The organism is Novosphingobium sp. KCTC 2891, from assembly GCF_025938155.1.
Taxonomy (GTDB): Bacteria; Pseudomonadota; Alphaproteobacteria; order Sphingomonadales; family Sphingomonadaceae; genus Novosphingobium.
The window spans coordinates 276,574-302,876 of the sequence record NZ_JAPCZG010000001.1; the positions used below are offsets into that span (position 1 = coordinate 276,574).

Sequence of the window (26,303 nt, forward strand, 5' to 3'; positions counted from 1 at the left end):
CAGACCGGTTCCGGGGGGATGATCGTAAAATGAGCCTGCCGCGTATCGCTGTCGATGCGATGGGCGGCGATGAAGGCGTGCGCGTGATGATCGAGGGCGCGGCGCTTGCCCGTCGCCGTCACGATCGCTTCAAGTTCCTGCTCGTCGGGGATGAAGTGCGCATTGCCGCGGCGCTCGAGAACCACCCGAACCTCAAGGGCGCGTCGGAAATCCTCCACGCGCCCGACGTCGTCTCCGGCGATGACAAGCCCACCCAGGCGCTCCGCCGTGCGAAGACCACGTCGATGGGTCTTGCCATCGATGCGGTGAAGCGCGGTGAGGCGGGGGCTGCGGTCAGCGCGGGGAATACAGGCGCGCTGATGGCCATGGCCAAGGTGGCGCTGCGCACGATGCCAGGCATCGACCGGCCCGCGCTCGCGGCCCTGTTGCCCACGCTCGGCGACCATGACCTGATCATGCTTGATCTCGGCGCGAACGCCGAATGCGATGCCCGCAACCTGATCCAGTTCGCGATCATGGGGGCGGCTTACGCCCGGGTCGTCAACGGCCTGGAAGCGCCGCGCGTGCGCCTGCTCAATATCGGCTCTGAAGAAACCAAGGGCACCGACAACCTGCGCGATGCCGCCGCAGCGTTGAAGGCCGCGACCGAAACGCTGGCCTTTTCGTTCGATGGCTTCACCGAGGCGGACAAGCTTTCGCGCGGCGACGTGGATGTCGTGGTGACCGATGGATTTTCCGGCAACATCGCGCTGAAGGCGATGGAAGGCGCGGCCCGCTTTGTCGCGGACCTGCTGCGCCGCAGCTTCTCATCGTCGCTGCGTTCGAAGTTCGGCTTCCTCATTTCGCGTCCGGCGACCGAATTGCTCAAGCATCATCTCGATCCCAACAATCACAATGGCGCGGTTTTCCTCGGGCTCAACGGGCTTGTGGTGAAGAGTCACGGCGGCGCTTCGGCAGTTGGCGTGGCCAACGCGGTCGCAGTCGCGGCGCGCCTTCTGGAGGAAAACCTGACCGAGCGCATCACTGCCGACCTTGCCCGTGTCGGCGCCGAAACCATCCGCTCATCCGGCCGCAGCGGCAAAGCCGCCGCCCCCAAGGACGAGACGGCGGCATGAGCATGCGATCGGTCATTCTCGGCAGCGGTTCCGCCCTGCCGAAGCGTGCGGTTTCCAATGCCGAGATGGCGGAAATGGTCGACACCACCGACGAGTGGATCGTCGAGCGCACCGGCATCCGCAACCGCTACATCGCGGGCGAGGGTGAGACGACCTCGACGCTGGCCACCGATGCGGCGCGCCGCGCGCTCGAATCCGCCGGCGTTGATGCAACATCGATTGACCTGATCGTGCTGGCCACGGCGACGCCGGACCAGACGTTCCCGGCCACGGCGACGACCGTTCAGCATAACCTGGGCTGCCACGGCGGCGTCGCGTTCGATATCGCGGCAGTCTGCTCGGGCTTCCTCTATGCGATGTCCACCGCGGATGCGATGCTGCGCACCGGCGCAGCCAAGCGTGCCCTGGTGATCGGCGCGGAAACCTTCAGCCGTATTCTCGACTGGGATGACCGGACGACTTGCGTGCTGTTTGGCGATGGCGCGGGCGCGGTCGTGCTCGAAGCGCAGGACGTGGACGAGACCGATCCGAACGCGCCCGGAATTCTCGCCACGCGTCTCCATGCCGACGGCCGGCACAACGACCTGCTCTATGTCGATGGCGGCCCGTCCAGCACGGGCACTGTCGGGAAGGTGCGGATGCGCGGCCGCGAGGTGTTCCGCCATGCGGTGGTCAATCTCGCCAGCGTGCTGAGCGAAGTGCTCGAAGCCACTGGCCACACGGCCGAGGAAATCGACTGGGTCGTACCGCACCAGGCGAATTACCGCATCCTCGATGCCACCGCGCGCAAGCTGGGCCTCCCTGCGGAGAAGGTCGTCGTCACCGTGGACCGTCATGCCAATACCAGCGCGGCCTCGGTGCCGCTCGCGTTCGATACGGCCGTGAAGGACGGGCGGATCAAGAAGGGCGACCTCGTCATGTTCGAGGCGATGGGCGGCGGCTTTACTTGGGGCGCCAGCCTCGTCCGCATCTGATTATTTCGGCGCGGGCGTCGCCTGCGTCGCAATATGCGGCAAGTTGGTCGTGAATCTCGTTGATCCAGAGGCGATTGGATTGCCTATCCAAGAAACCGCGTTATGCTCGCCCCTCGGATCGAAGGTTCGTTTTTCTGGGGGATAGAAGGATGCGTTCGGTAGGTACCCTGACTCGCGCAGACCTTGCGGAGAGCATCAATCGCCGCGTGGGTCTTTCGCGCGCGGATTCGCTTGAAATGGTTGAATCCATCCTGTGCCACGTGTGCGACGCGCTGGGCGAGGGAGAGAACGTCAAGATCTCTGGCTTCGGCACGTTCCTGCTGCGCGACAAGTCTGAGCGCGTGGGCCGCAATCCCAAGACCGGTGTCGAAGTTCCCATCACGCCGCGCCGGGTGCTGACTTTCCGCGCCAGCCAGATGCTCAAGGATCGCATTTGCGCGCTCGATTGAACAGGCGATAGATGGCGCAGGCGCCACTACCGGATTTTCAGGACGGCAAAGATCCTGAAGCGCTTCGCACCATCGGTGAAGTGGCGAAAGCGCTCGACCTGAAGCAGCACGTCTTGCGCTATTGGGAAGAACAATTCCCGATGCTGCGTCCGCTCACCCGAGCGGGCGGACGGCGCTACTACCGGCCCGAGGACGTGGCGCTGGTGGCGCAGATCAATCGCCTGCTGCACCAGGAAGGCTACACCATCCGCGGCGCGCGGCAGGCCTTGCAGGGCAAGCGCGCGCCCAAGGCCGCCGCGGCTGTGAATGCGGTGGAAACGCCAGCCCCCGCCGCCACCCCCGCATCCTTGCCCGTTGCTCTCAGCCACGGCGAAGGGGAGGATGCCGTCGTCGAGGCGCTCCGCATCCTTGCGGGGCACCTCATCGCAGTGCGGGAACGGCTGGCCGAGGCCATTTCAGACTAGAGCGATCGCACGTTGCAGTCGGAGCCGGGTCCAGCCGGACGCTCTGGCCGGCGTCCTAGTCCGGCAGTTCAGGGCCCAGCGCCGGATCGAGATCGCGCGGGCGGGTGAGTTCGACCAGCTTCGCGCAACGTTCCTCTATGTCCGCCCAGCGGTCGATCGCAAGTTCGAGCACGGCGAACGTGGCGGTGGGAAACTTTTGCTCCACCACATCGCGCAAGGGGCTGCTGCCGTCGTCCGGCACCAGGTCGAAGATCAGGTCTTCCAGGCCCGGATTGTGTCCTACCATCAGCACGCTGCCGGGATCGCCCGCGATTTCGCGCAGCAGGTCCAGCAGCACGGCCGAACTGGCGAGGTAGATCCGCCGGTCCCATTCCACCGGGAAAGTGCGGCCCCATGCCTTGCTGGCGGTCTCGATGGTTTCGGCCACGCGCACCGCGGGCGATGCGATCATCCTGTCGAAGCGCCACCCGCCCTTGCGGATGTGCTGCCCCATGGCCAGGGCGCCGCGCTGACCGCGCGCGTTCAGCGGGCGATCGAAATCGCGCGCGCGCGCGTCGCTCCAGTCGGACTTGGCATGGCGGAACAGGGCCAAGGTCTTCACGCGGGTTTCTCGTCGGGTTGGTCGCGGCGGTCCGGTGCGGCGCTCGGCACCGCTCCGCCAGAAACACCGGCGGCGATGGTTTGTAAAGCCGCATCCAGCGTCACGCGGCGCACCGGGGTTCCGGGCGGAAACGCGGTCAACAGGCGTGAGGGGAAGGCGGCGGAGAGCACAACGAAGTGGCCGTGGTCGGTGCCGGAACGGATCAGCCGCCCGAACGCCTGCGCCAGCCGCGCGCGAATGATGCGGTCGTCGTGCGGCTGGCCTCCGCCGGCAAGGCGACGGGCGCGGTGCAGGATCGAGGGCTTGGGCCATGGCACCTGTTCCATCACCACCAGACGCAGCGAATGGCCGGGCACGTCCACCCCGTCGCGCAGCGCATCGGTGCCCAGAAGCGATGCCTTGGGATCGTCGCGGAAGATGTCCACCAGCGTGCCGGTGTCGATCGGATCGACGTGCTGGGCATAGAGTGGCAGGCCCCCGCGCGCGAGCCGGTCGGCGATCCGGCCATAGACTGCGCGCAGCCGCCGGATCGCGGTGAACAGCCCCAGTGCGCCGCCGCCCGCTGCCTCGATGAGACGGGCATAGGCCGCCGCCAGCGCGGGAATGTCGCCCTTGGCCACGTCGGTCACGATCAGCACTTCGGCCTGCGCGGCATAGTCGAACGGGCTTTCGGCCGAGAACAGCTTGGGCGCGACATCGAGATGCTGTGCGCCGCTGCGGTGGATCGCGCTGTCCCAGTCGTCGCCTGCTGCGCCGCTGCGGTCGCACAGCGTGGCCGATGTCATCATCACCCCGTGCGCCGGTGCTAGCACCGTTTCTGCAAAGGGCTTCATCGGATCGAGATAATGGCGGTGAAGGCCGATGTCCCACTCGCGCCCATCGGAGCGGTCGACCGCCAGCCAGTCGACAAAATCGGGATCGGCAGGCCCGCCCAGCCGGGCGAGCAGCGCGATCCACCCGGCCAGCAGGTCGCACCGCCATTGGATCGCCCCGCGCGCGCCCTCGATCCGCGCCCGGGCCGGCCCGTCGAGCCAGTCGGGCCCGTCCTCGATCAGCGCCTCCAGCCTCAGGCCAAGCCGCACCAGCGGCTGGCGCAATGCCTCCAGCGCTTCCTGCGCGCGGCCTGCCACTTCGACATAGGCCCCGTCGAGCTGGGAGACTTCGGTCTCCAGCCCATATCCCGCCTCGGTCCCGCCGCTTTCGTCGCGCGCGTAAACCATCGCCCGCGTCGCCGCGAGCAGGTCTTCGACCGGGCCTGATGGCTCGCCTTCGACCAGTCGGGCCAGCCACCCTTCGGACGGCAGGGCCTCGGCCGCCTCGCGCGCGTCGGCGATTGCCAGCGCGCCTTGCTCGTCATAGCTGGCGACATCGGCCAGCCGGGCCGAAAGACCGCGCCGCCGCCCGCGGGACTTGCCTTCCGGCCCGATCACCCAGCGCCGCAACTCGATCGTTTCCGCGCCGGTCAGAGCGGAGGAGAATGTGGAGTCGGCCGCCTCGAACACGTGATGGCCTTCGTCGAACACGATCCGGCTGGGGCGGTTGGCCGCATCGCGCCCGCGCGCGGCATTGACCATCACCAGCGCATGGTTGGCAATCACCAGATCGGCGCCGGCGGAAGCGCGCGCGGCGCGTTCGATGAAGCACTTCCGGTAATGGGGGCATCCGGCATAGACGCATTCGCCGCGCTGGTCGGTCAGTGCGGTGATCCCGCGCTTGCGGAACAGCGTGCCCAGCCAGCCGGGCAGGTCGCCGCCGATCATGTCGCCGTCCTGCGTATAGGCCGCCCAGCGCGCCACAAGCTGCGCCAGGATCGCCGCCCGGCCTGCGAAGCCGCCCTGCAGCGCATCTTCGAGATTGAGCAGGCAGAGGTAGTTCTCGCGCCCCTTGCGCACCACCACCGGCGGCTGGCCGCCCGAAGGTTCGGGATAGGCACGGCGGCTCTCGCGCCGCAATTGCCGTTGCAGCGCCTTGGTATACGTTGAAACCCAGACCGTACCGCCAGACCGTTCGGACCACAGCGAGGCGGGGGCGAGATAGCCGAAGGTCTTGCCCGTGCCCGTGCCCGCCTGGGCCAGTAGCACGTGCGGCTGGCGCGCGGCGCGGCGCGGGGCGAAGGTCGCGGCGGCGTCCCGCGCGAAGGCGCGCTGGGCGGGGCGCTCCTCCGCGCCGCTGCCGGTCAGCAGCGCCAGCCGCGCGGCGATCTCCTCGTCGCCCAGCACGACTTGCGCGGGCTGCGGCCGTTCGGCGGCTTCCTCCCATTCGGGCAGGCGCGCGAACAGCCAGCGTTCGGCGCGTTCCGGCCGGCGGATGCGCGGGCCGAGCAGCGTGGCCCACGGCCAGCGCATCCGGGTCAGCGATTGCAGCGCGGTCCATGCGCCCTCCCGCTCGGCCCAATCCTCGCTCTCGCACGTTGCCAGCAGGGCTTCGGCCGCCTGTTGCAGCAGCAGCGGCACGCCGTCGTCGCCCGCCGGCTCGTCCAGTCCCAGCGCGTGGGCGAGTCCCTTGGGCGTGGGCACCACGAACCGCGCGGGATGGATGAAGGCGTAAAGCTCCAGCAGGTCCAGCCCCGACAGATCGGGATAGCCCAGCCGGCTGGCTACCAGCGGCGCGTTGAGCAGCAGCAGCGGCGTATCGGCCGCCGCCATGATCGCCTCGCCCTTGCCGATGCCGCGCGTGGATGTGCCGGCTAGATCGCCGCTGCGCAGCCAGCATCCGCCGTGGCTGGCGTGCAGCGCGGGAAGGGCGAGCGCGTTCATGGCGATCCTAGTGAACGGAAACGGAACGCGCTTCAAGATGCCCGCGCGCCGCCTGCCCCGAAACTTGGCCCTTAATCCGGTGCCCCGGTTTCCGTTCTTGGGTTCAGGAAATGGAACGGAGCCTTACCCGCTCCGGGCCCTATGTGGAGCATGGGAACCATGGCAGTTATCAATACCAACATCAGCGCCGTGCGCGCTGCCAATGCCTCGAACACGGCCGCGCACATGGCCGGCATCTCGATGGAACGCCTTTCGACCGGCAAGCGGATCAACGGCGCCAAGGACGACGCCGCCGGCCTCGCCATCGCCACCACCATGACCTCGCAGATCAAGGGCATGGGGCAGGGCATCCGCAACGCCAACGACGGCATCTCCTTCGCCCAGACCGCCGACGGCGCGCTGAACGAAGTGACCGCGATGCTGCAGCGCGTGCGCGAACTGGCGATCCAGGCAAAGTCGGCCACCTACCAGCCGACCGACCGCGGCTACATGGACGCCGAGGTGCAGGAACTGGCAACGCAGATCACCAGCGTGCTGGGCAACACCAAGTTTAACGGCAACAACGTATTCGGCGCTGCCAACCAGACCTTCATCATCCAGGTGGGCGCCGACACGGGCGACACTGTGAGCATCACCAGCAAGGGCATTGCCGCCGTGACGTTCGACGTGACCACGGTGGCTGGCGCCGCCACCACGATGGGCACGGTCGATACCGCGCTTGACCAGGTGAGCGCCGCGCGTGCCTCGTTCGGTGCGGGCCAGAACCGGCTGGAATCGGTGGTGAACAACCTGAACGACAACGTCACCAACCTGTCCGACGCGCGCAGCCGCATCCTCGATACCGATTATTCGGCGGAAACCACGCAGATGGCCAAGGCGCAGATCCTTGCCCAGGCGTCGACCGCGATGATCGCGCAGGCCAACCAGGCCCAGCAGAACGTCCTTTCGCTCCTGAAATAACCCCTTCTTCCAAAATTCGGGAGCGACTCCACGGGAACGCGGGGCGGCGAAGGCCGGCCCGCGTTTTCGGCTGTCAAAAGTGCGCATTGCCATAACCTGCGGACCTTGATGATAACTCGCGGGCTTCGGCACCGGCGTGCTCGGCACCGGCGAACTGAAACTGGGCGCTGCGGCATCCACCGCCGGCGACCATCTGATCTACAGTGCCGCCACCGGCGCGCTGTTTTACGACGCCGACGGTGTCGGCGGCGCGGCGCAGGTGCAGATCGCCACGTTCACCGGCAGGCCCGCGCTGACCGCGGACGATTTCATCGTCGCCTGAGATGTGACGACGGGGGGCCGGACGTCAGGCTCGGTCCCTGCCGCTGCGGCGCAGTTCCAGCAATAAGCCTTCCAGGCGCGAGACATCGGGCACACCGCCCACCTCGAAGCGCTCCGTCACGCGGTCACCATCGGTGTCTACGTGGCTGCCTGTTTCGATGCGCAGCGTACCCCAGCCATCGGCCCCTGCACGCACGTCGACCGGCCCCATCTGGTCGATCATCACGCTTTTCGCCTCGCGCTGGCGCCCGGCGGTCAGGCGCAGTATCCGCCGGTCGGTCAGGCCGAAGATCGTGCGCGTGGCTTTGCGCAGCGCGATCACGGGCACGGCCAGCAGGCCGGCCCCCACGGCCACGAACGGCAAGCCGAACAGCGGGAACAGGAGGCCGAAGGTCCAGCGGATGCCATCGGGCGTGCGCGTTTCCGCCAACCAGGGCAGCAGCGTCATGCCTTCCCAAAACAGCGCGAAGGCCGTCCAGGGCACCGCGAACAGCCACACCGCGAATACCTTGCGCAGCCGCGCCGGATCGGGACGCGCCTGCCACAGCAGCCGCTCGCCGGGCAGCAGTTCGCGCCGCAGGATTTCCGTCAGTTCGCCATCGGTCATGCTGTGCCCTCCGCGCGCCGTCATTCGCGCGCTGTCTAGCAGCCAAGTGTTACCGCTGCCTTGTTGGTCCGGATATCTGGCCGGAGCGCACGAAAAAGGGCGCCACTGCGGCGCCCTTTCGTGGTCCTCGAGAAGAAACGGGCGGGCCGTGCCGGGGTGATCCCAGAACCCCTTAACGACCCGCCCGCCGCCTTCGTACCCGCCGTGCGTGGGGCCCGGCGGGGCCGAAGGAACCGTCAGAAGCGGTAGGCGATGCCCGCGCTCAGCACCCACGGGTCGAGCTTGTGCTTGGTTTCGAGCGCCAGCGTGCCGTTGTCATAGAACTTGGCGGTGGGCTTGATGAAATACTTCTTGGCGTCGAGGCTGAGGCCGAAGCCCTTGTCGCCCAGCGGAATGTCCACGCCGCCCTGCAGCGCCACGCCGAAGGCATTGCTCATGCGGACCTTGTCGATGCCGAGTGCGGCAGCGGTCGCGCCGGGCTTTTCACCGAACACGAAGAACACGGCAGGGCCGGCGCCGATGTAGGGCTTGATGGGGCCGAGCGGCATGTGTGCCTTCAGCGTCAGGGTCGCGGGCAGGATCAGCACGTGATCGACGATCTCGGTGCCGGCAAGACCCTTGTCGCCGCTGACGTGATGCTGGGTGAAGCAGCAGATCGTTTCGACCGAGACGTTGGGCGTGAAGAAGTATTCAACGGCGAGCGTCGGCACGACGTTGTCGTTGGCCTTGGTTTCGACCCCGGTCACACCCGCAAGCGTGCTGCCCAGCGTGGTCGTGGTGTCGATCGACTTGATCTTGTCGATCTTGCCGTCGGGAAGCACTGCGGTGCCGAGCACCTTGACCTGCCACTTGCCATCGGCCGAGCCGGCGTGCGCGGTCGCAGGGGCGACCAGAGCCGTGGTGGCGAGGGCGGCGCCGAGCGCGGCGCTGATAATCTTCTTCATGGGTTCACGTCCTGCGCCGCTGGTGGCCTGCCCCTCGCAAAGCCAATTATTCCCTCGCGGCGTGGTCAGCGTGATGCACCGGTGCCGAATCGCCAGCATTGACGGAGCGCAAATTTCGCAAGCCATCGAACTGACTTTAGTTCATCCTTGTATTTCCAGTGATTTGACTCGCATCAATGTTGACCCCCGGGATCGGGCGCACGGGCGGATGGCATCTTGCATGGAAGGGAAGGCTCCATGGAATCGTTAGTGATGCGCAGCGGCATCTGGTTCGCTGTGCTGGTTTTTGCCGTTATCGCGATGGCGATGGCGGTTGATGGGGGGTTTGCCATCCACATGGGCATCTGCGCGCTTGCCGCGCTGATCGGCCTTGTCGTCTCGCTTCGGCAGGCGGATGTGGATGGTATCGCGCGCGGCATCCTGAAGATGCCCGATCAGGGGCGTTATGATGACGACCCGATCCGCTGGGGGGTTATCGCGACGGTGTTCTGGGGCATGGCGGGTTTCCTCGCCGGTCTCTACATCGCGCTCGAACTGACCTGGCCGCAGCTCAACTTCGGACTCGAGTGGATCAATTTTGGCCGCCTGCGTCCGTTGCACACTTCGGCGGTCATCTTCGCTTTCGGAGGCAATGCGCTAATCGCCACGTCGTATTACGTCGTGCAGCGCACTTGCCGGGCGAGGCTGGCCTTCCCTGGCCTCGCCCGTTTCGTTTTCTGGGGCTACCAGCTGTTCATCGTGCTGGCCGCCACGGGATACTTGCTCGGCATCAGCCAGGGCAAGGAATACGCCGAGCCGGAATGGTACGTCGATCTGTGGCTCACGATCGTCTGGGTCGCCTATCTCGCGGTGTTCGTGGGAACGATCCTGAAGCGTTCGGAACCGCACATCTACGTCGCCAACTGGTTCTATCTCTCGTTCATCATCACCGTGGCGATGCTGCACATCGTCAACAACCTGAACCTGCCGGTCAGCTGGTTCGGCACCAAGAGCTATCCGGTGTTCGGCGGCGTGCAGGGCGCGCTGGTGCAGTGGTGGTATGGCCATAACGCGGTCGGCTTCTTCCTGACCGCCGGCTTCCTCGCGATGATGTACTACTTCGTGCCGAAGCAGGCCGAACGTCCGATCTACAGCTACCGGCTGTCGATCATCCACTTCTGGGCGCTGATCTTCCTCTATATCTGGGCGGGTCCGCACCACCTTCACTACACCGCGCTGCCCGATTGGGCGCAGACGCTGGGCATGGTCTTCTCGGTCATGCTGTGGATGCCGAGCTGGGGCGGCATGATCAACGGCCTGATGACGCTGAACGGCGCCTGGGACAAGATCCGCACCGACCCGATCATCCGCATGTTCGTGATGAGCCTGGCCTTCTACGGCATGAGCACGTTCGAAGGTCCGATGATGTCGATCAAGAGCGTGAACTCGCTCTCGCACTACACCGACTGGACCATCGGGCACGTTCACTCGGGTGCGCTCGGCTGGAACGGCATGGTCACCTTCGGCACGCTCTACTACCTCGCGCCGCGCCTGTGGAACCGCGAGCGCCTGTACAGCCTGCGCATGGTGAACTGGCACTTCTGGCTCGCGACGCTGGGCATCGTGTTCTACGCCGCCTCGATGTGGGTTGCGGGCATCATGCAGGGGCTGATGTGGCGCGAATACGGGCCGGACGGCTACCTGGTGAACTCGTTCGCCGATACCGTCGCTGCGCTCCACCCGATGTACGCGCTGCGCGCCTTTGGCGGGCTGCTCTACCTCACCGGCGGTGCGATCATGGCGGTGAACATCACCCGCACGATCCTTGGCCACAAGCTGCGCGACGAGAAGCCGATGACGGAAACCCCCTACGACGCCGCACGCGACGTCCCGGTGGCCGCCGTCCCGGCGCACGCCTGAAACGCCCGGAAGGAGACAGACAATGGCACTCTCCATCGTGGAGCGTCACAAGAAGCTTGAACGCAACATCACCCTGCTGGGCATCTTCGCCTTCGCAGCGGTGACGGTGGGCGGCATCGTCGAGATCGCCCCGCTGTTCTGGATCGACAACACCATCGAGAAGGTGGAGGGGATGCGCCCCTACACCCCGCTCGAACAGGCCGGCCGCGACATCTACGTGCGCGAAGGCTGCTACGTGTGCCACAGCCAGATGATCCGTCCGTTCCGTGACGAGGTCGAACGCTATGGTCACTACAGCCTCGCCGCGGAATCGATGTACGACCATCCGTTCCAGTGGGGTTCCAAGCGCACCGGGCCGGACCTGGCGCGCGTGGGCGGCAAGTATTCCGACGAATGGCACGTCCAGCACCTCAAGGACCCGCGGGCCGTGGTGCCGGAATCGATCATGCCGACCTACCAGTTCCTGGCCGATAAGGACCTTAAACCGGGCGACATGACCGCCGAGCTGCAGACGCTCTACCACGTCGGGGTGCCCTACTCGAAGGAGGACATCGCCAAGGCCAACGCCGACATGAAGGCGCAGGCCGATCCCGAAGCCGACTCGGCCGACTTCAAGAAGCGCTATCCCAAGGCGCAGGTGCGTGACTACGACGGCGATCCCAAGCGCCTGACCGAGATGGACGCGCTTGTCGCCTATCTCCAGATGCTGGGCACGCTCGTCGACGTGAACGCTCCGGCGGCGCAGGAGGATCTGGCGAAGGAGAAGGGGCGATGAACCTCTTCTCCCTCAGCTCGCACTCCACCTACGACATGCTCCGCCATCTGGCGGACAGTTGGGGCCTGCTGGTCATGGCGCTCGTGTTCCTCGTGCTCTGCCTCTGGCCGTTCCGGCCGGGCGCGCGCGCGATCAACAACGAAGCGGCCACCTCGATCTTCAAGGATGAGAACGATGGCGAATAAGCGCGTCGACGACGCCACGGGCGTCGAAACCGTCGGCCATGAATGGGACGGCATCGAGGAACTGAACAATCCGCTGCCGCGCTGGTGGTTGTGGTCCTTCTATGCCTGCATCGCGTTCGCGGTCGGCTATTGCGTGGTCTATCCGGCCATTCCGGGCCTGCACAAGGCGTCCGCGGGGACGTTCGGCTGGTCGAGCCGCGGTGCGCTCGCGGCCGAGATGACCGCTGCCGATGCCGGCCGCGCCCAGGTTCGCGCGGCCATCGCGGCCACCCCGGTGGAAGCGCTGGCGAACGATCCCAAGCTGCTGCGCGCGGCAATCGAAGGCGGCCGCGCCGCTTTCAAGGTGAACTGCGTGCAGTGCCACGGTGCGGGCGCGGCGGGGGCCAAGGGCTACCCGAACCTCAACGACGACGACTGGCTGTGGGGCGGCGATATCGCCACCATTCACCAGACCCTGCAGCACGGCGTGCGCCAGCCCGGCGATGACGCCACCCGCATGAGCCAGATGCCGGCCTTCGGCCGCGACGGCATCCTCACCGCGGCGCAGGTGCAGGACGTGGTCAGCCACGTTCGCGTCATCAGCGGGCAGGAAAAGGCCAGCGGCTCCTCGCAGCGCGGCGCGAAGATCTTCGCCGAAAACTGCGCAGTGTGCCACGGCGCCAACGGGGAGGGCAGCCGCGCCGTCGGCGCGCCGCGCCTCAGCGACGCCATCTGGCTCTACGGCGGCGATCGCCAGGCGCTGACCGAAACCGTGACCAACGCCCGCTATGGCGTGATGCCGGCCTGGGGCACGCGCCTCGACCCCGTCACGGTCAAGATGCTCGCCACCTATGTCCACTCGCTGGGCGGCGGTGAAGCAGCGCCTGCTGCTGCGCCTGCCCCTGCGGCAAGCGCCCCTGCGGCGGCACAATGACGAAGTGAAATGAAGTGACCGTCGCCCCAGCGTGGGGCGGCGGCCACACTTCAAAGGACGTACCAGTATGAACGCGCAAGATCCCACCCTCGCCCGCGCGGACCACTCGGACGAAATTTCCTTCTACGAAAAGCGCAAGGGGGTGTTCCCCCGCGGCTCTGACGGCCGCTTTCGGCGCTTCAAGTGGGCGGTCATGGCCTTCTGCCTGATCGTTTACTGGGGCACGCCGTGGCTGCGCTGGAACCGCGGTCCCTACGCGCCCGACCAGGCGGTCCTGGTCGATCTCGCCCACCGCCGCTTCTACATGTTCGACATCGAAATCTGGCCGCACGAGTTCTATTTCGTGGCGGGCCTGTTGATCATGGCCGGCATCGGCCTGTTCCTCGTCACCAGCGCCGTGGGCCGCGCCTGGTGCGGCTATGCCTGCCCGCAGACGGTCTGGACCGACCTGTTCCAGCACGTCGACCGCCTCGTCGATGGCGACCGCAATGCCCAGATCAAGCTGCAGAACGCGCCCTGGACGGCCTCGAAGGTGGTCCGGCGCCTGTTCAAGTGGGGCATCTACCTCACCATCAGTTTCCTGACCGGCGGCGCCTGGATCTTCTACTTCGCCGACGCGCCCACGCTCCAGCATGATTTCTGGACCGGGACCGCCGCGCCCGTCGCCTATGCCACCACCGGCGTGCTGACGTTCACCACGTTCTGGCTGGGCGGTTTCATGCGCGAACAGGTGTGCATCTACATGTGCCCCTGGCCGCGCATCCAGACCGCGATGCTCGACGAAAGGTCGCTCACTGTCACCTACAAGCACTGGCGCGGCGAACCGCGCGGCTCGGTGAAGGCGGCAGCGAAGCGCGTGGAGCAGGGGCTGGACCCGCTGGGCGACTGCATCGATTGCAAGCAGTGCATCGCGGTGTGCCCCACTGGCATCGACATCCGCGAAGGACCGCAGATCGGCTGCATCACCTGCGCGCTGTGCATCGACGCCTGCGACAAGGCGATGGAAGACGTCGGCCGGCCGCGCGGCCTGATCGACTACTTCACGCTGGAAGATGCCGAAAAGGAACAGCGCGGCGAAACCGCGACATCGCTGGTCCGCACGATCTTCCGCCCGCGCACGCTGGTCTATTTCGGCGTGTGGGCCTCGATCGGCGTGGCGATGCTGTTCCTGCTCGGCCAGCGCACCCGGCTCGACCTGTCGGTGGCCAAGGACCGCAATCCGGAATACGTGATGCTGTCCGATGGATCGGTGCGCAATGGCTTCACCGTCAAGCTGCGCAACATGGAAGATCGTCCGCGCGCCGTCGTGGTGTCGATCGCCGATCTGCCCGGCGGGACCATCTACACCGACGAGATGGAATCGCAGGCCGCCAGCACCGCGCTGTCGGTCGAAGTGCCGGCCGACACGACCAAGCGGATACGCGTCTATGCCGTCGCTCCGCGCGGCGCGAAGCCGACCGACTTTTTGTTCGATCTCAAAGCGTCGGACAAGGAAGGCGGGCATGACGTGGCTCGCACCACGTTCACCACAGCGGAAGGAAACGGCCAGTGACCCAGCAGCGCCGTAACGTCCGTCCCCACCAGGGACGGCAATTCACCGGAAAGCACATGGCCGCGATCATGATCGCGTTCTTCGGCACCGTCATCGCGGTCAACGTCGTCATGGCGCGGATGGCCATTTCCACCTTCGGCGGCGTGGTGGTGGAAAACTCCTACGTTGCCAGCCAGCACTTCAACGGCTGGCTGGACGAAGCGCGCACCGAAAAGGCGCTCGGCTGGAAAGCGCTGTTCGGCCGCCGCGCGGCGGCCGAAATGCAGGTTGGGCTGGTCAACAGCCTGGGCAAGCCCCTCGCGGGCGCCCACGTCACCGCGATTGCGGAGCACCCGCTCGGCCTGCGCAGCGACGAGACGCTGACCCTGCGCGAGGTCGCGCCGGGAGAATACGCAGCGCCGTTGCCGGCCGGCCGGTGGCGCCTGCGCCTGACGGCGAAGGTCGGGGACCACACCTGGCGCACGGTCGGGGACGTCCTGTGAACGCCCCGGCCCGCCTTGCGGGCGATGTCGCGGAAAGCGTGATCCACAGCATCTACTCGGTGCCCGGAATGCACTGCGCCGGCTGCATGGCCAAAGTCGAGCGCGGCTTGTCGGGCTTGTCTGGCGTAACCTCGGCGCGCGCCAACCTGACTGCGCGCACGGTCGAGGTCATCCATGCCGAAACCGTCGAAACGCCAGACATCGTCGCCGCGCTCGCCGCTGCCGGGTTCGAGGCGCAGCCGCGCGTGATCGCGGAGGAAGCCCCTTCGGCGGTCAAGCCTTTGCTGGCCCCGCTCGCGGTCGCCGCCTTCGCCTGCATGAACGTGATGCTGCTGTCGGTCAGCATCTGGTCAGGCGCCGAAGGCACCACCCGCGCCATGTTCCATTGGCTCTCCGCCGCCATCGGGGTGCCGGCCATCGTCTTTGCCGGGCGGCCGTTCTTCTCCTCCGCGCTCGCGGCGCTGAAGCGCGGGCGCACCAACATGGACGTGCCGATTTCCATCGGCGTCACGCTGGCGACCACGCTGTCGCTTTATGAAACCGTCACCGGCGGCGCCGATGCATGGTTCGACGGCACCCTAATGCTGCTGCTGTTCCTGCTCGCGGGGCGCGTGCTCGATGCGATGATGCGCGACCGCGCGCGTGCCGGGGTCGATGCGCTGCTGCGGCAGGCCGCCTCTGGCGCGATGGTGGTGGAGGCCGATGGCACCACCCGCTGGGTTGCCGCGCCCGCACTTGCCCCCGGCATGGTCATGCGCATCGCCGCCGGCGAACGCCTTGCCGCCGATGGCCGGATCGTGCGCGGCGAAAGCCGGTTCGACCAGGCGCTGCTCACCGGCGAAAGCGCGCCGGTTCCCGCCTCTGGCAACGATCCCGTCCACGCCGGCACGCTCAACATCGACGCGCCCGTCGACGTGGAGGTCACCGCTGCCGGGCAGGACACCGCACTGGCCGAAATCGCGCGCCTGATGGAAGCGGCGGGGCAATCGCGCTCCGCCTATGTCCGCATCGCCGACCGCGCCTCGCGGCTCTATGCGCCCGCCGTCCACACGCTGGCGGCGCTCAGCTTCGCCGGGTGGATGGTTGCGGGGGCAGGGGTGTATCACTCGCTCGTCATCGCCATCGCGGTGCTCATCATCACGTGTCCTTGCGCGCTCGGGCTTGCCGTGCCGGTGGCGCAGGTCGTTTCCGCCGGTGCGCTGATGCGCCGGGGCATCCTGGTCAAGGACGGCTCGGCCATGGAGCGGCTGGCCGAAGTCGACCGCGCGATGCTCGACAAGACCGGCACGCTCACGCTTGGCCGCCCCGTGCCCGACGAGGCCGCGCTGGCGATGCTTTCGCCGGACGAGGCGTCGGTCGCGCTCGCACTGTCGAGCAACAGCCGCCATCCGCTCTCGCTCGGGCTGGCGCAGGCGCTGGCCGCGCGCGGGGTGAAGGCGGCTGAACTGGAAGGCGTGGGCGAACAGGCCGGGCGCGGTGTTTCCGCGCGTTGGCAGGGGCAGGCGGTGTCGCTCGGCCGGCCGGTGGCGGCAGAAGGCATGGCCACTGCGCTCAGCGTCGGCGATGCGCCGGTCAAGGTGATCGGCTTTGCCGACCGTCTGCGGCCCGATGCGCAAGCGGCTTTGGCGGAATTGGCCGGTCTGGGCATCGAATGCTCGATCCTCTCGGGCGATGCGGTGCCGGCCGTGGCCACCGTTGCGCGCGAAACCGGGCTGACCGCGCGCGCCGGGGCTTCTCCGGCGGACAAGCAGGAAACCATCGGCGTGTTCCAGAAGGCCGGCCGCAAGGTGTTGATGGTGGGCGACGGTTTGAACGACGGACCCGCGCTCGCCGCGGCCGATGCCTCGATCGCGCCGGGCAGCGCCAGCGATGTCGGCCGCCAGGCATCGGACTTCGTGTTCACCGGCGAATCGCTGCTCGCCTTGCCGCGCGCGGTGCGCGCCAGCCGCCGCACGATGCGCGTGGTGCGCCAGAACTTCGTGCTGGCGATCGGCTACAACGTGCTGGCGGTGCCTTTGGCCATCGCTGGATTTGTCACGCCGCTTGTCGCCGCCATTGCGATGTCGACCAGTTCACTGATCGTCGTCGCCAATTCGCTGCGCCTCAACGGAGCGGCTCGATGACCAGCCTCGCGTTCCTTCTTCCGATCGCGCTGGGCATGGGCCTGTGCGGGCTGGCGGCATTTTTCTGGGCTTTGAAGCGCGGGCAGTTCAGCGATCTCGACGGGGCCGCCGCGCGCATCCTGATCGACGACGAGGAGGACATCCACCCGTGAACAGGCTTCACGCCGTGCTGGCCCCGCTGGCCGTGCTCCAGATGGCAGCGCCCGCGCCGTCGGGCGCGGCGTTCCTGCTGGTGCCGATCTGCGGCGAAGCGGCGGGCCATGTCGTGCCGATCCGCGTGCCTGCCAAGAATGATGCGCCGGGCGGCGCGCCATGTTGCAAAATTTGCCATATCTCAATGAGGAAGCGCATCGGGGGCGATAGCTGTTGCGGGGAGGAGGACGACCCCGATGTCGCCTGAAGCAATGCCCCGGCCGGAAATCATTGGCGGCTGGACCTATCATCCCGATCTGCTGGCCCGGCCGGTGCCGCGCTACACCAGCTATCCCACCGCGGCCGAGTTCGTGGAGGAATCGTTCGAGGAACGCCAGCGCAACGCGCTGCGCAACTTGCGCGGCACCGCATCGCTCTATCTCCACATCCCCTATTGTCAGGAAATCTGCTGGTATTGCGGCTGCAACACCGGTGCCGCGAACAAGCGCCAGCGCCTGACCGCCTATCTTGAGGCGCTGCACCACGAGATCGAACTGGTCGGGCAGATGCTCGATCCCTCGGTCCGCATCTCGCGAATCGCGTTTGGCGGTGGCAGTCCCAACGCGATCAAGCCGACCGACTTCGTCCGGCTGGTGGATACGCTGACGCTCAATTTCCGCATGGACCAGCCGGTCGTCTCGATCGAACTCGACCCCCGCAGCCTGCCGGCGGACTGGTTCATGGCGATCCGCGGGATCGGCGTAATCAAGGCCAGCCTTGGCGTGCAGACGCTCGACCCGCGCGTGCAGGCGGCCATCGGCCGCGTCCAGCCGGCCGACATGATCGAGCGCGCGGTCGAAGGTCTGCGCAAGGCAGGCGTCGATTCGATCAATTTCGACCTGATGTATGGACTGCCGTTCCAGGACGACGCAGTGCTGGCCGATACGCTGGATCGCAGCGTGGCGATGGGCGCGGACCGCATCGCGCTGTTCGGCTATGCCCACGTACCCCACCTGATCGCGCGGCAGCAGCGGATCGACGCCAGCCAGTTACCCGATCAGCGCGCGCGGTTCCGCATGGCGGCCGAAGGATACCAGCGGCTGGCCGGCGCGGGCTACCAGCCGGTGGGCTTCGATCACTTCGCACTTCCGGGCGACAGCCTTGCCGTGGCGGCGCGTTCGGGGACGCTGCACCGCAATTTCCAGGGCTTCACCGACGATAGCGCGCCTGTCCTGATCGGCCTCGGGGCGTCCTCGATCAGCGAATTTCCCGAACTGTTCGTCCAGAACGAGAAGAACGCCGGCCGCTACCGTATGCTGACAGGCGCGGACCAGCTTTCGGGCCGCAAGGGCGTGGTCCGCACTGGCGACGACCGGCGCCGCGGCGCGATCATCTCGGACCTGCTGTGCACGGGCCATGCGCGGATTGACGCGGACCTGCTGCCCGCCGCGCGTGAGCGTCTGGGCGCGTTCGAGGCGCGGGGGCTCGTGCGGCTCGAGGGTGATCGGCTGGCGCTCCAGCCGGGCAGCGAGCCCTATGCCCGCACCATCGCGGCAGTGTTCGACGCCTACCGCGAGGGCGCAAGGCAGTTCAGTTCGGCCGTCTGAGGGCATTCTGCCACGGTAATAGCTATGCGCACCGCTCGTTAGCGGCTGCACAATGAAGGCGTTGCACGTTACTCTCCGCACTCCATAATTCGCGAGAGAGACGAGCCATGAAGCCGATCGAGTCCATCATGCGCACCGCGCCGGTCATTCCGGTGCTGGTGGTCGAGGACGTGGCCCACGCGCTGCCGATCGCGCGCGCGCTGGTCAAGGGCGGCCTGCGCGTGCTGGAAGTCACGCTGCGTACTCCTGCCGCGCTGGACGTGATCCGCGCGATGAAGGGTGTCGAAGGCGCTATTGTCGGCGCGGGCACGGTGACCAATCCCGATCAGCTCAAGGCCTCGATCGACGCCGGGGCGGAGTTCGTCGTCTCGCCGGGGCTTACCGAGAAGCTGGGCAAGGCGGCGGTGGCCTCCGGAATTCCGTTCCTCCCCGGCACTGCCAATGCGGCGGACATCATGCTCGGCCTTGACCTTGGCCTGACCCATTTCAAGTTCTTCCCGGCGATGACGTCGGGCGGCTTGCCCGCGCTGAAGGCGCTCGCCGGGCCGTTCCACCAGTGCCGCTTCTGCCCCACGGGCGGGATCACGCTTGGAACCGCGCCCGAATGGCTGGGTTTCGATCCCGTGCTCTGCGTTGGCGGCAGCTGGGTGGTGAACAAGGGCGAGCCGGACGAAGCGGCGATCGAGGCGGCGGCGCGGCAGGCCGCAGCCCTCGCCGTGCGCTGATACGGCCCACGGTAAAGTGGCGCGCAAAGGGGGAAAACGAGCGATGAAGACGGTCGACGCGCTGCGGGACAGGTTACGCAAGCTGCATGAACGGACGGCAGAAACACCGCTGTTCAATCCCGTTTTCCAGCTCAGCCACGATCTTTCGCGCCAGATCGAAAGCGGCGCGATGGGGCTGGACGAGGTCGAGAGCCTTGTCGCCGAACTGGAATGCGAAGCGCTGCAAAGCCGTGCCGCGCGCCTGCGCCGGCTGGTCGCGCCCACCGACGCGCCCGACAATCTCGCTCGCATCACCGCGCTGCTCCACGAGGAAGACGGCTTCTCCGAGTTTCGCACGCGCTGGGAAAAGCCGCTGCTTCACGCGGTATTTACCGCGCATCCCACCTTTCTGCTCACGCCCGTCCAGTCCGATGCCGTCGCCACCGCCGCGCTGGCCGACGATCCGCTGGCGGCGACGGTCTGCACCGTTCCCTCTGCCGGTCCGCCCATCACGCTCGATTTCGAGCACGCCGAAGTCTGCGATGCCATCGAACGCGCCGCCGCCGCACGCGACCGCATCAACGCCGCCCTGCTGTCCCACGCGCGCCATCGCTGGCCGGGCCGGTGGCTCGATTTCCGTCCGCTGCCGTTCCGCTTCGCCAGCTGGGTCGGCTATGACATGGACGGCCGCACGGACATCGGCTGGCACACCTCAATCTCCTACCGCCTTGCGGAAAAGGCGCGGCGGCTGGCGAGTTACGGTGCGCAGCTGGCCGCCATCGAGCCGGGGCACGAACTGGTCGAGGTCCTTGAAGCCGCGCAGGCCCACGCCGCTGAAATGGCGGACGTGTTTTCTGTGCCGCTCGACGCCACCGATGCGCTGGCCACTGCCGCCAACCGCCTGACCGCAGACGATCCGGCCAAGCTGCTCAGCCTGACCCCGCTGATCGCTCGCCTTGAGGCCGATGCCCACGCTGCCGAAGGTGATGCCGCCATCGGCCTCGCGACGCTGGCCGGGGCCATGCGCGCCGACGGCCTGGGCATGGGCTGGATTCATTTCCGCGTGAACGCATCGCAGCTTCACAACGCGCTGCGCCGCCGGATCGACCCCGACGGCACGCTCGACCTGTCGAGCAAGAGCGCGATTTCGCGCCTGCGCGAACTGCTGGCGGAGGTGAAGCCGCTGCGCGTCAACTTCGCCGCGCTCGCCATCGAGACCAGCACCGCGATGCGCCAGTTCCTGGCCATGGCGCAGATCCTCCACCACATCGACGCGGACGCGCCGATCCGGATGCTCATCGCCGAATGCGAACAGCCGCAGACCGTGCTCGCCGCGCTCTATTTCGCGCGCCTGTTCGGCATCGAAGGCAAGGTCGATGTCTCCCCGCTGTTCGAAACCGAGACCGCGCTCGAACACGGCGGCCGCTTCCTCGAAGCGCTGCTGTCGGAGGAAAGCTACCGCGCCTATGCCCGCCAGCGGGGCCGCGTTTCGATCCAGACCGGTTTTTCCGATGCGGGCCGCTTCATGGGCCAGCTTCCCGCCGCGCTCGCCATCGAGCGCCTGCAAGGGCGCCTGGCCGAGGCGATGAAGGCCAATGGCCTGACCGACGTTGCCGCACTGATCTTCAATACCCATGGCGAATCCATGGGGCGGGGCGCGCATCCTTCGGGCTTCGTGGACCGCCTGACCTGGCCGCTCTCCCGCTGGGCGCGCGGGCGCTTCGCCACTGCGGGCATCGCGATCGAAGCCGAGGCCAGCTTCCAGGGCGGCGACGGCTACCTGTTTTTCCGCAACGATGATCTTGCGCTCGCCACGCTCACCCGCATCGCGGAGGCCGAAGCGGCGCTGGCCGGGGCAGGGGGCTCCGACCCGTTCTACGACCGCACCGATCTCAGTCTCGATTTCTACCGCTCGATCCGCCGCGTCCAGCGCGAGCATCTGGAAAGCGCGACTTATGCGCGCGCGGTCACCGCTTTCGGCCTCGGCCTGCTCAAGGTGACGGGCAGCCGCGTGTCGCGCCGCCAGTCGGACATCGGCGCCGACCGCACGATGAGCCTGCGCCAGATCCGCGCCATCCCCCACAACGCCATCCTCCAGCAGATCGGCTACCCGGTGAACGTGGTCGCGGGCGCGGGCAGCGCTGCCGGCGACGAGATGGAGGCGATTGCCGAACTGCTCGGCCATTCCGCGCGCGGCAGCCAGCTGGTCCGCCTGCTTCGCGCCGCGAACGGCCTGGCCTCGATCAAGACCGTGGCCGCGCATGGTGAGCTGTTCAATTCGGCCTATTGGGCCAGCCGCCCCTATCGCGGTACGGAGACCGGGCTTGAAACCGGCTGTCTGGCACTTGCCGAATACCTCACCAAGGACGACCGCGCGGGCGTGTTCCGGCGGCTGGTGTCGCGCTTGCGGGTGGACTGGATGAAGCTCCACCGCCTGCTCGCGCTGACTGCCGGCGGATCGACCGAGCGCGACCCCGTTGTCGATGCCGAGCGGCGCAACATCGGCCTGCTGCAATCGGTGCGGCTGGCGCTGCTGATGCACATGTTCCTGCGCGCGGTGCAGGTGCCGCCTTTCGCGCGCTCGAACGATGTCAGCCGTGACGACGTGCTGGAAATGGTGCTCTCGCTGCGGGTGGAGGATGCGCTGGCGCAGCTGCGCCGCGCCTATCCGGTCGTCGAGCCGGGCATCGCGGATTTCGCGGTGAACGAGCCGACCGACTTCCCCGACCATCGCGGCGAGGACTACGGCGCGATCCGGGCGCGGTTCATCGACCCGATCGAGCGCGCCCATGCACTCAACCTGCGCATCGCGGTGGCCATCGCCAACTACTTCGGCGCGCACGGCTGACGCTCACCAGCCTGTCCCGGCGCTGCGTGATGGCAAGGACAGGTTCAGGTCATGGTCCGGACATGATCGGGTGCGTATCAAGGGCGCTGTTATGGACAAGGCATTCACCACGCTGATCCGATTCGGACTGGGGCGCCGACCCGGAGAGGCGCTGCCCGCCGATCCGGCGCGCTGGGGCGAAGCGCAGTTCGCCGCATTCCGCCCGGCGCTTCCCGGTGCCGACCGGCTGGCAAGGCCCGAGGCGGTGCTGGCCCGCTATCTGGAATATCTGAAGGAGCGAAAGGCCGAGAAGCAGGCCCAGGCCCGGTCGATCGCGATGGCGGAGGCCGGGGCTGGACCGGGGACCGAACCGGGTATGGACCCGGGCATCGGTCCAGCAAACGGCCCCGTGGAACCGCTGCCCGCCGCAAAGCCGGCGGAAGCGGCTGGTCTGGAATTGCGCCGCTTCCTGCGTCAGCAATATACCGCGCAGGTCGGCCTGCGGCTGCGCGCTGCGGCGTCGAGCGACGCGCCTTTCGTCGAGCGGCTGGTGCACTTCTGGGCCAACCACTTCGCGGTTTCGGCGGACCGGGCGGACTTGCGGGCGCTGACCGCTTTTCTGGAATTCGATGCGATCCGTCCGCACGTGCTCGGCCGGTTCGAGGATATGCTCGTCGCGGTCGAACGCCATCCGGCGATGCTGCTCTATCTCGATCAGGCGAAATCGGTCGGCCCCGGCAGCGCGCTGGGCAGGCGCTCGGCGGACAAGGGCCGGCCCATCGGTCTGAACGAAAACCTCGGGCGCGAGATCCTGGAACTGCACACGCTGGGGGTGCGGGCGGGCTACAGTCAGGCCGATGTCACCGAACTGGCGCGGGCGCTGACGGGGTGGAGCGTGACCGGGCTTGGGCGCGGCGTCACGGCGGGCGCGGGGCAGGGCACGGCGCCCGCGGGTCAATTCGTATACGCGGCCGACCTGCACGAACCCGGCAGCCGCACGGTGCTCGGCAAGACTTATTCCGATGGCGGAGAGGGGCAGGCGCGCGCCGTGCTGGCCGATCTTGCCCGCGCACCGGCAACGGCGCGGCACATCGCGGTCAAGCTGGCGCGGCATTTCGTGGCCGACGATCCGCCGCCTGCGCTCGTTGCAGGGCTTGAACAAGCGTTCCTTGAAAGCGGCGGCGATCTGCCGCGCGTCTATGCCGCGCTGCTCTCCGCACCCGAAGCACTGGCCGGCGCCCCGGCCAAGTTCCGCTCGCCGTGGCAGTGGACCTTGGCCTCGCTGCGCGGCGCGCCCGAACTGCTGCGCGGCATGACCGATCAGGGGCTTACCGCCACGCTCGAACAACTGGGGCAACCGACGTGGCGGCCGGGATCGCCCGCCGGCTTCGACGACATCGCTGCCGCTTGGGCCGCGCCCGATGCGCTCTATCGCCGGATCGAGGCTGCCGGCCGGCTGGCCGCGCAATATACACAGGGCGATCCGCGCGCGCTGGCGCAGGATCTGTTCGGTGCCGGTCTCTCGCCGGCCACGCGCGATACGGTGGCGCGTGCCGACAGCGCGCAGCAGGGCTTTGCGCTGCTGCTGGTCTCCCCCGAAATGCTGAGGTGCTGACAATGCTCGGCCGTCGCAATGTGCTGAAAACGCTCGCGCTGGGCGGGGCTGCCGGGCTGGCGGGAAGCGCCTTTCCGGTGCGGATGGCTTTCGCCGCGGCCGCCACCGACCAGCGCTTCGTGTTCGTGATCCAGCGCGGCGCCGCCGATGGCCTGCACATCGTGCCGCCGCTGGGTGATCCGGGCTATGCGCCCTTGCGCGGCCGGTTGCTCGGCAGCCTGCAGAGCGCGCACAAGATCGACGGCACGTTCTCGCTCCATCCCGCGCTGACGCGCACCGCGTCGATGTTCGGCCAGCATCAGGCCATGGCCATCCATGCGGTTGCCTCGGCCTATCGGGATCGCTCGCATTTCGATGGCCAGAACGTGCTCGAAACCGGCGGGCGCGGCCCCTATTCGGAACCGGACGGCTGGCTCAACCGCCTGCTCGCGGCGCTGCCTTCGGCCGAGGCACGGGCGCTGGCGCTCGCTCCCGACATTCCGATGGCGCTGCGCGGCAGCCGCGCGGTGGCCAGCTACGCGCCCTCGACCTTGCCCGAGGCGACCGAGGATCTCCTGCAACGGGTGTCGTCGCTTTACGCCGGCGATGCCCAGCTGGCGTCGCTGTGGCGATCCGCGCTCGATACGCGCCGTGTCGCCGAAGGGGCGGACCAGTCCGCCACCGGCAACAGCGGCGCCGTGATCGGCGCGCTGGCGGCGCGGCTGCTGCGCCCGGCCGATGGGGCGCGGGTGCTGATGATCGAAACTTCCGGCTGGGACACGCACAGCAGCCAGGCGCTGCGGCTGAAGACCCGGCTGCGCTCGCTCGATGACCTGATCGGCGCGCTGGCCGATGGCCTGGGGCCGGCGTGGAACAGCACGATGGTGCTCGTCGCCACGGAGTTCGGCCGCACCGCCGCCGTGAACGGCACCGACGGCACCGACCATGGCACCGCCAGCGCGGCGCTGCTGCTGGGCGGCGCGCTGCGGGGCGGCGGCACGGTTCATGCGGACTGGCCGGGCCTTGGCCAGAACGCGCTCTACGAAGCGCGCGATCTCAGGCCCACGCTCCCGCTCGAAGGCGTCATCACCGGTGCCCTTGCGCGCCACTATGCGCTTGATCCCGCGCGGCTCGCTGCCATGCTCTATCCCGAACAGGCGGGGCTGAAGCCGGTTCTGGTCTAGCCGATGAAGCCGCGGCCCTGCCGCACCGGACGCGCGGGCGCGGAGAAGATCGCGCCTGCCGAAAGCCGGCTGCCGCGCACCACCAGCATGACCTGATCGCCTGCTTCGATCTTCACGTCCTCGCCCGGATGCTCGATCGCCTGCCCGCCCACGCGGTCGATGCGCACGATGAAGAACGCGCCGTTGCCGCGCCGCTCGGCTTCGCCCACCGTCTCGCCTGTCAGCGCGCCCTTGTCCGCCGCGCGCACCACTTCCAGGTCCAGGCCGAAATCGTGGAGGTTGCGCTTCACGTCGCCGATGTCGGCGCCGTCGGTCATCGCGTCGGTCGCGGGATAGAGGATCAGTTCGGTGATCCGCTCGGCGCCGATGTGCGTGGGCAGCACCACCTTGTCGGCGCCGGCGTGGAACAGCTTGTTCTCGGTGGTCGGCGCCTCGCCCCGGGCGATGATCTTGACCGCCGGGTTCAGGTTCTTGGCCGAAAGCGTGATGAACACGTTGGCGGCATCGTCGGGCAGAACGGTCGCCAGCACGCGCGCGCGGTCGATACCGGCGGCTTTCAGCGTTTCCTCGTGTGTCGCTTCGCCCACCAGCGTCAGGTAGCCGTGCGCCTTGGCCTCCTCGGCTTTCGCCACGCTGCGCTCCAGGATCAGGAACGGGTGGCGCGCTTCGGTCAGCGCCTTGGCCAGTTGGACGCCGATCCGGCCATAGCCGCAGATGATCGCGTGGTTCGACAGCTTCTCGATTTCGGTATGCATGCGATCAAGCCCCAGCAGGCGGCGGAACTGGAAGAGGGTGAACACCTGCACCAGCGCGCCGGTCAGCACGATCATCCCGGTGCAGCCCAGCACGATGGTGATCGTCGTCCAGACGCGCAGGAACGTGGTGTCGATCGGCCGGACTTCGCCATAGCCGACCGAGAAGATGGTGAGCAGCACCATGTAGGCTGCATCGCCCAGCGGCCAGCCCGCGCGAACATAGCCCATCGTGGAAATGCAGAACAGCGCGGCGACATAGATCACCGTGCCCGACAGCAGCCGCAGCGGCGAGCCGAGCACCGTGTTTGCGCCCTCCGAGAAGGCCGAACGTTCGCTGTTCTGATCCATGCCGCCCCTTCGTCCGCGCCCGTACTGGAGCA

General features: G+C 67.6%; 25 protein-coding genes. 20 read left to right on the forward strand and 5 right to left on the reverse strand.

All coding sequences use genetic code 11. The annotated features are described in order from the left end of the window. Window positions 1-29 precede the first annotated feature (29 nt). From plsX to OLX02_RS01325, 4 genes are all read left to right on the forward strand, one after another. Window positions 30-1,115: a phosphate acyltransferase PlsX gene (gene plsX / locus OLX02_RS01310; RefSeq protein ID WP_264419559.1), complete on the forward strand. Its 1,086-nt coding sequence runs from the start codon at window positions 30-32 to the stop codon at window positions 1,113-1,115. Next, window positions 1,112-2,089 (forward strand): beta-ketoacyl-ACP synthase III, encoded by a 978-nt coding sequence (locus OLX02_RS01315; protein ID WP_319641221.1) that lies wholly within the window; start codon window positions 1,112-1,114, stop codon window positions 2,087-2,089. Before plsX ends, OLX02_RS01315 begins: the two co-directional genes overlap by 4 nt. Before the next feature lie 149 nt (window positions 2,090-2,238). Next, complete coding sequence (locus OLX02_RS01320; RefSeq protein ID WP_264419562.1) at window positions 2,239-2,538, forward strand: integration host factor subunit alpha; 300 nt, start codon at window positions 2,239-2,241, stop codon at window positions 2,536-2,538. Between the two features lie 11 nt (window positions 2,539-2,549). Further along, the gene (locus tag OLX02_RS01325) at window positions 2,550-3,002 is read left to right on the forward strand and encodes a MerR family transcriptional regulator (protein WP_264419564.1); all 453 of its coding nucleotides are present in this window, start codon (window positions 2,550-2,552) and stop codon (window positions 3,000-3,002) included. Between the two features lie 55 nt (window positions 3,003-3,057). Here OLX02_RS01325 and OLX02_RS01330 read toward each other — a convergent pair whose 3' ends face one another. Next, window positions 3,058-3,603: a SixA phosphatase family protein gene (locus OLX02_RS01330; RefSeq protein ID WP_264419566.1), complete on the reverse strand. Its 546-nt coding sequence runs from the start codon at window positions 3,601-3,603 to the stop codon at window positions 3,058-3,060. After that, window positions 3,600-6,359: an ATP-dependent DNA helicase gene (locus OLX02_RS01335; protein ID WP_264419567.1), complete on the reverse strand. Its 2,760-nt coding sequence runs from the start codon at window positions 6,357-6,359 to the stop codon at window positions 3,600-3,602. Before OLX02_RS01335 ends, OLX02_RS01330 begins: the two co-directional genes overlap by 4 nt. Window positions 6,360-6,518: 159 nt before the next feature. Here OLX02_RS01335 and OLX02_RS01340 point away from each other — a divergent pair, with 159 nt between their 5' ends. Both OLX02_RS01340 and OLX02_RS01345 read left to right on the forward strand, forming a co-directional pair. Continuing rightward, a complete protein-coding gene (locus OLX02_RS01340) occupies window positions 6,519-7,319 on the forward strand; it encodes a flagellin (protein ID WP_264419569.1) in 801 nt (266 codons plus the stop codon). Between the two features lie 136 nt (window positions 7,320-7,455). Continuing rightward, window positions 7,456-7,641 carry a hypothetical protein gene (locus OLX02_RS01345; RefSeq protein WP_264419571.1) on the forward strand — a complete coding sequence of 62 codons (186 nt, stop codon included), beginning with the start codon at window positions 7,456-7,458 and terminating at the stop codon, window positions 7,639-7,641. Window positions 7,642-7,665: 24 nt separating this feature from the next. On the opposite strand, the gene OLX02_RS01350 is transcribed toward OLX02_RS01345, so the two are convergent. Together OLX02_RS01350 and OLX02_RS01355 are read right to left on the reverse strand one after the other, a co-directional pair. Then, window positions 7,666-8,247 (reverse strand): hypothetical protein, encoded by a 582-nt coding sequence (locus OLX02_RS01350; protein ID WP_264419574.1) that lies wholly within the window; start codon window positions 8,245-8,247, stop codon window positions 7,666-7,668. 236 nt (window positions 8,248-8,483) lie between these two features. After that, window positions 8,484-9,191, reverse strand: coding sequence for an OmpW/AlkL family protein (locus tag OLX02_RS01355; RefSeq protein WP_264419576.1), 708 nt, complete (start codon window positions 9,189-9,191; stop codon window positions 8,484-8,486). Between the two features lie 237 nt (window positions 9,192-9,428). On the opposite strand from OLX02_RS01355, the gene ccoN reads away from it, so the two are divergent. From ccoN to OLX02_RS01425, 14 genes are all read left to right on the forward strand, one after another. Then, window positions 9,429-11,090 (forward strand): cytochrome-c oxidase, cbb3-type subunit I, encoded by a 1,662-nt coding sequence (gene ccoN / locus OLX02_RS01360; protein WP_264419578.1) that lies wholly within the window; start codon window positions 9,429-9,431, stop codon window positions 11,088-11,090. Window positions 11,091-11,112: 22 nt separating this feature from the next. Continuing rightward, a complete protein-coding gene (gene ccoO, locus OLX02_RS01365; RefSeq protein WP_264419580.1) occupies window positions 11,113-11,865 on the forward strand; it encodes a cytochrome-c oxidase, cbb3-type subunit II in 753 nt (250 codons plus the stop codon). Then, window positions 11,862-12,050 (forward strand): cbb3-type cytochrome c oxidase subunit 3, encoded by a 189-nt coding sequence (locus OLX02_RS01370; protein WP_264419582.1) that lies wholly within the window; start codon window positions 11,862-11,864, stop codon window positions 12,048-12,050. Before ccoO ends, OLX02_RS01370 begins: the two co-directional genes overlap by 4 nt. Then, on the forward strand, window positions 12,040-12,963 hold the full coding sequence (ccoP, locus tag OLX02_RS01375; RefSeq protein ID WP_264419584.1) for a cytochrome-c oxidase, cbb3-type subunit III: 924 nt from the start codon (window positions 12,040-12,042) through the stop codon (window positions 12,961-12,963). Before OLX02_RS01370 ends, ccoP begins: the two co-directional genes overlap by 11 nt. Before the next feature lie 67 nt (window positions 12,964-13,030). Continuing rightward, window positions 13,031-14,515, forward strand: a complete 1,485-nt coding sequence (gene ccoG, locus OLX02_RS01380; RefSeq protein ID WP_264419585.1) for a cytochrome c oxidase accessory protein CcoG — start codon at window positions 13,031-13,033, stop codon at window positions 14,513-14,515. Then, window positions 14,512-14,997: a FixH family protein gene (locus OLX02_RS01385; RefSeq protein WP_264419586.1), complete on the forward strand. Its 486-nt coding sequence runs from the start codon at window positions 14,512-14,514 to the stop codon at window positions 14,995-14,997. Before ccoG ends, OLX02_RS01385 begins: the two co-directional genes overlap by 4 nt. After that, a complete protein-coding gene (locus OLX02_RS01390; RefSeq protein ID WP_264419589.1) occupies window positions 14,994-17,120 on the forward strand; it encodes a heavy metal translocating P-type ATPase in 2,127 nt (708 codons plus the stop codon). The genes OLX02_RS01385 and OLX02_RS01390 overlap by 4 nt, the downstream gene beginning before the upstream one ends. Continuing rightward, complete coding sequence (gene ccoS, locus OLX02_RS01395; protein ID WP_264419590.1) at window positions 17,117-17,272, forward strand: cbb3-type cytochrome oxidase assembly protein CcoS; 156 nt, start codon at window positions 17,117-17,119, stop codon at window positions 17,270-17,272. The genes OLX02_RS01390 and ccoS overlap by 4 nt, the downstream gene beginning before the upstream one ends. After that, complete coding sequence (locus OLX02_RS01400; RefSeq protein WP_264419592.1) at window positions 17,269-17,520, forward strand: hypothetical protein; 252 nt, start codon at window positions 17,269-17,271, stop codon at window positions 17,518-17,520. The genes ccoS and OLX02_RS01400 overlap by 4 nt, the downstream gene beginning before the upstream one ends. Beyond that, window positions 17,510-18,859: an oxygen-independent coproporphyrinogen III oxidase gene (gene hemN, locus OLX02_RS01405; protein ID WP_264419594.1), complete on the forward strand. Its 1,350-nt coding sequence runs from the start codon at window positions 17,510-17,512 to the stop codon at window positions 18,857-18,859. Before OLX02_RS01400 ends, hemN begins: the two co-directional genes overlap by 11 nt. 107 nt (window positions 18,860-18,966) lie before the next feature. Next, window positions 18,967-19,584 carry a bifunctional 4-hydroxy-2-oxoglutarate aldolase/2-dehydro-3-deoxy-phosphogluconate aldolase gene (eda, locus tag OLX02_RS01410; protein ID WP_264419596.1) on the forward strand — a complete coding sequence of 206 codons (618 nt, stop codon included), beginning with the start codon at window positions 18,967-18,969 and terminating at the stop codon, window positions 19,582-19,584. Between the two features lie 43 nt (window positions 19,585-19,627). After that, on the forward strand, window positions 19,628-22,411 hold the full coding sequence (locus tag OLX02_RS01415; RefSeq protein ID WP_264419597.1) for a phosphoenolpyruvate carboxylase: 2,784 nt from the start codon (window positions 19,628-19,630) through the stop codon (window positions 22,409-22,411). Between the two features lie 91 nt (window positions 22,412-22,502). Beyond that, window positions 22,503-24,005: a DUF1800 domain-containing protein gene (locus tag OLX02_RS01420; RefSeq protein ID WP_264419598.1), complete on the forward strand. Its 1,503-nt coding sequence runs from the start codon at window positions 22,503-22,505 to the stop codon at window positions 24,003-24,005. A gap of 2 nt (window positions 24,006-24,007) precedes the next feature. Then, the gene (locus OLX02_RS01425) at window positions 24,008-25,168 is read left to right on the forward strand and encodes a DUF1501 domain-containing protein (RefSeq protein WP_264419599.1); all 1,161 of its coding nucleotides are present in this window, start codon (window positions 24,008-24,010) and stop codon (window positions 25,166-25,168) included. Here the strand turns inward: OLX02_RS01425 and OLX02_RS01430 are convergent. Further along, window positions 25,165-26,271 carry a potassium channel family protein gene (locus tag OLX02_RS01430; RefSeq protein ID WP_264419600.1) on the reverse strand — a complete coding sequence of 369 codons (1,107 nt, stop codon included), beginning with the start codon at window positions 26,269-26,271 and terminating at the stop codon, window positions 25,165-25,167. The genes OLX02_RS01425 and OLX02_RS01430 overlap by 4 nt on opposite strands. Between the last annotated feature and the right edge of the window lie 32 nt (window positions 26,272-26,303).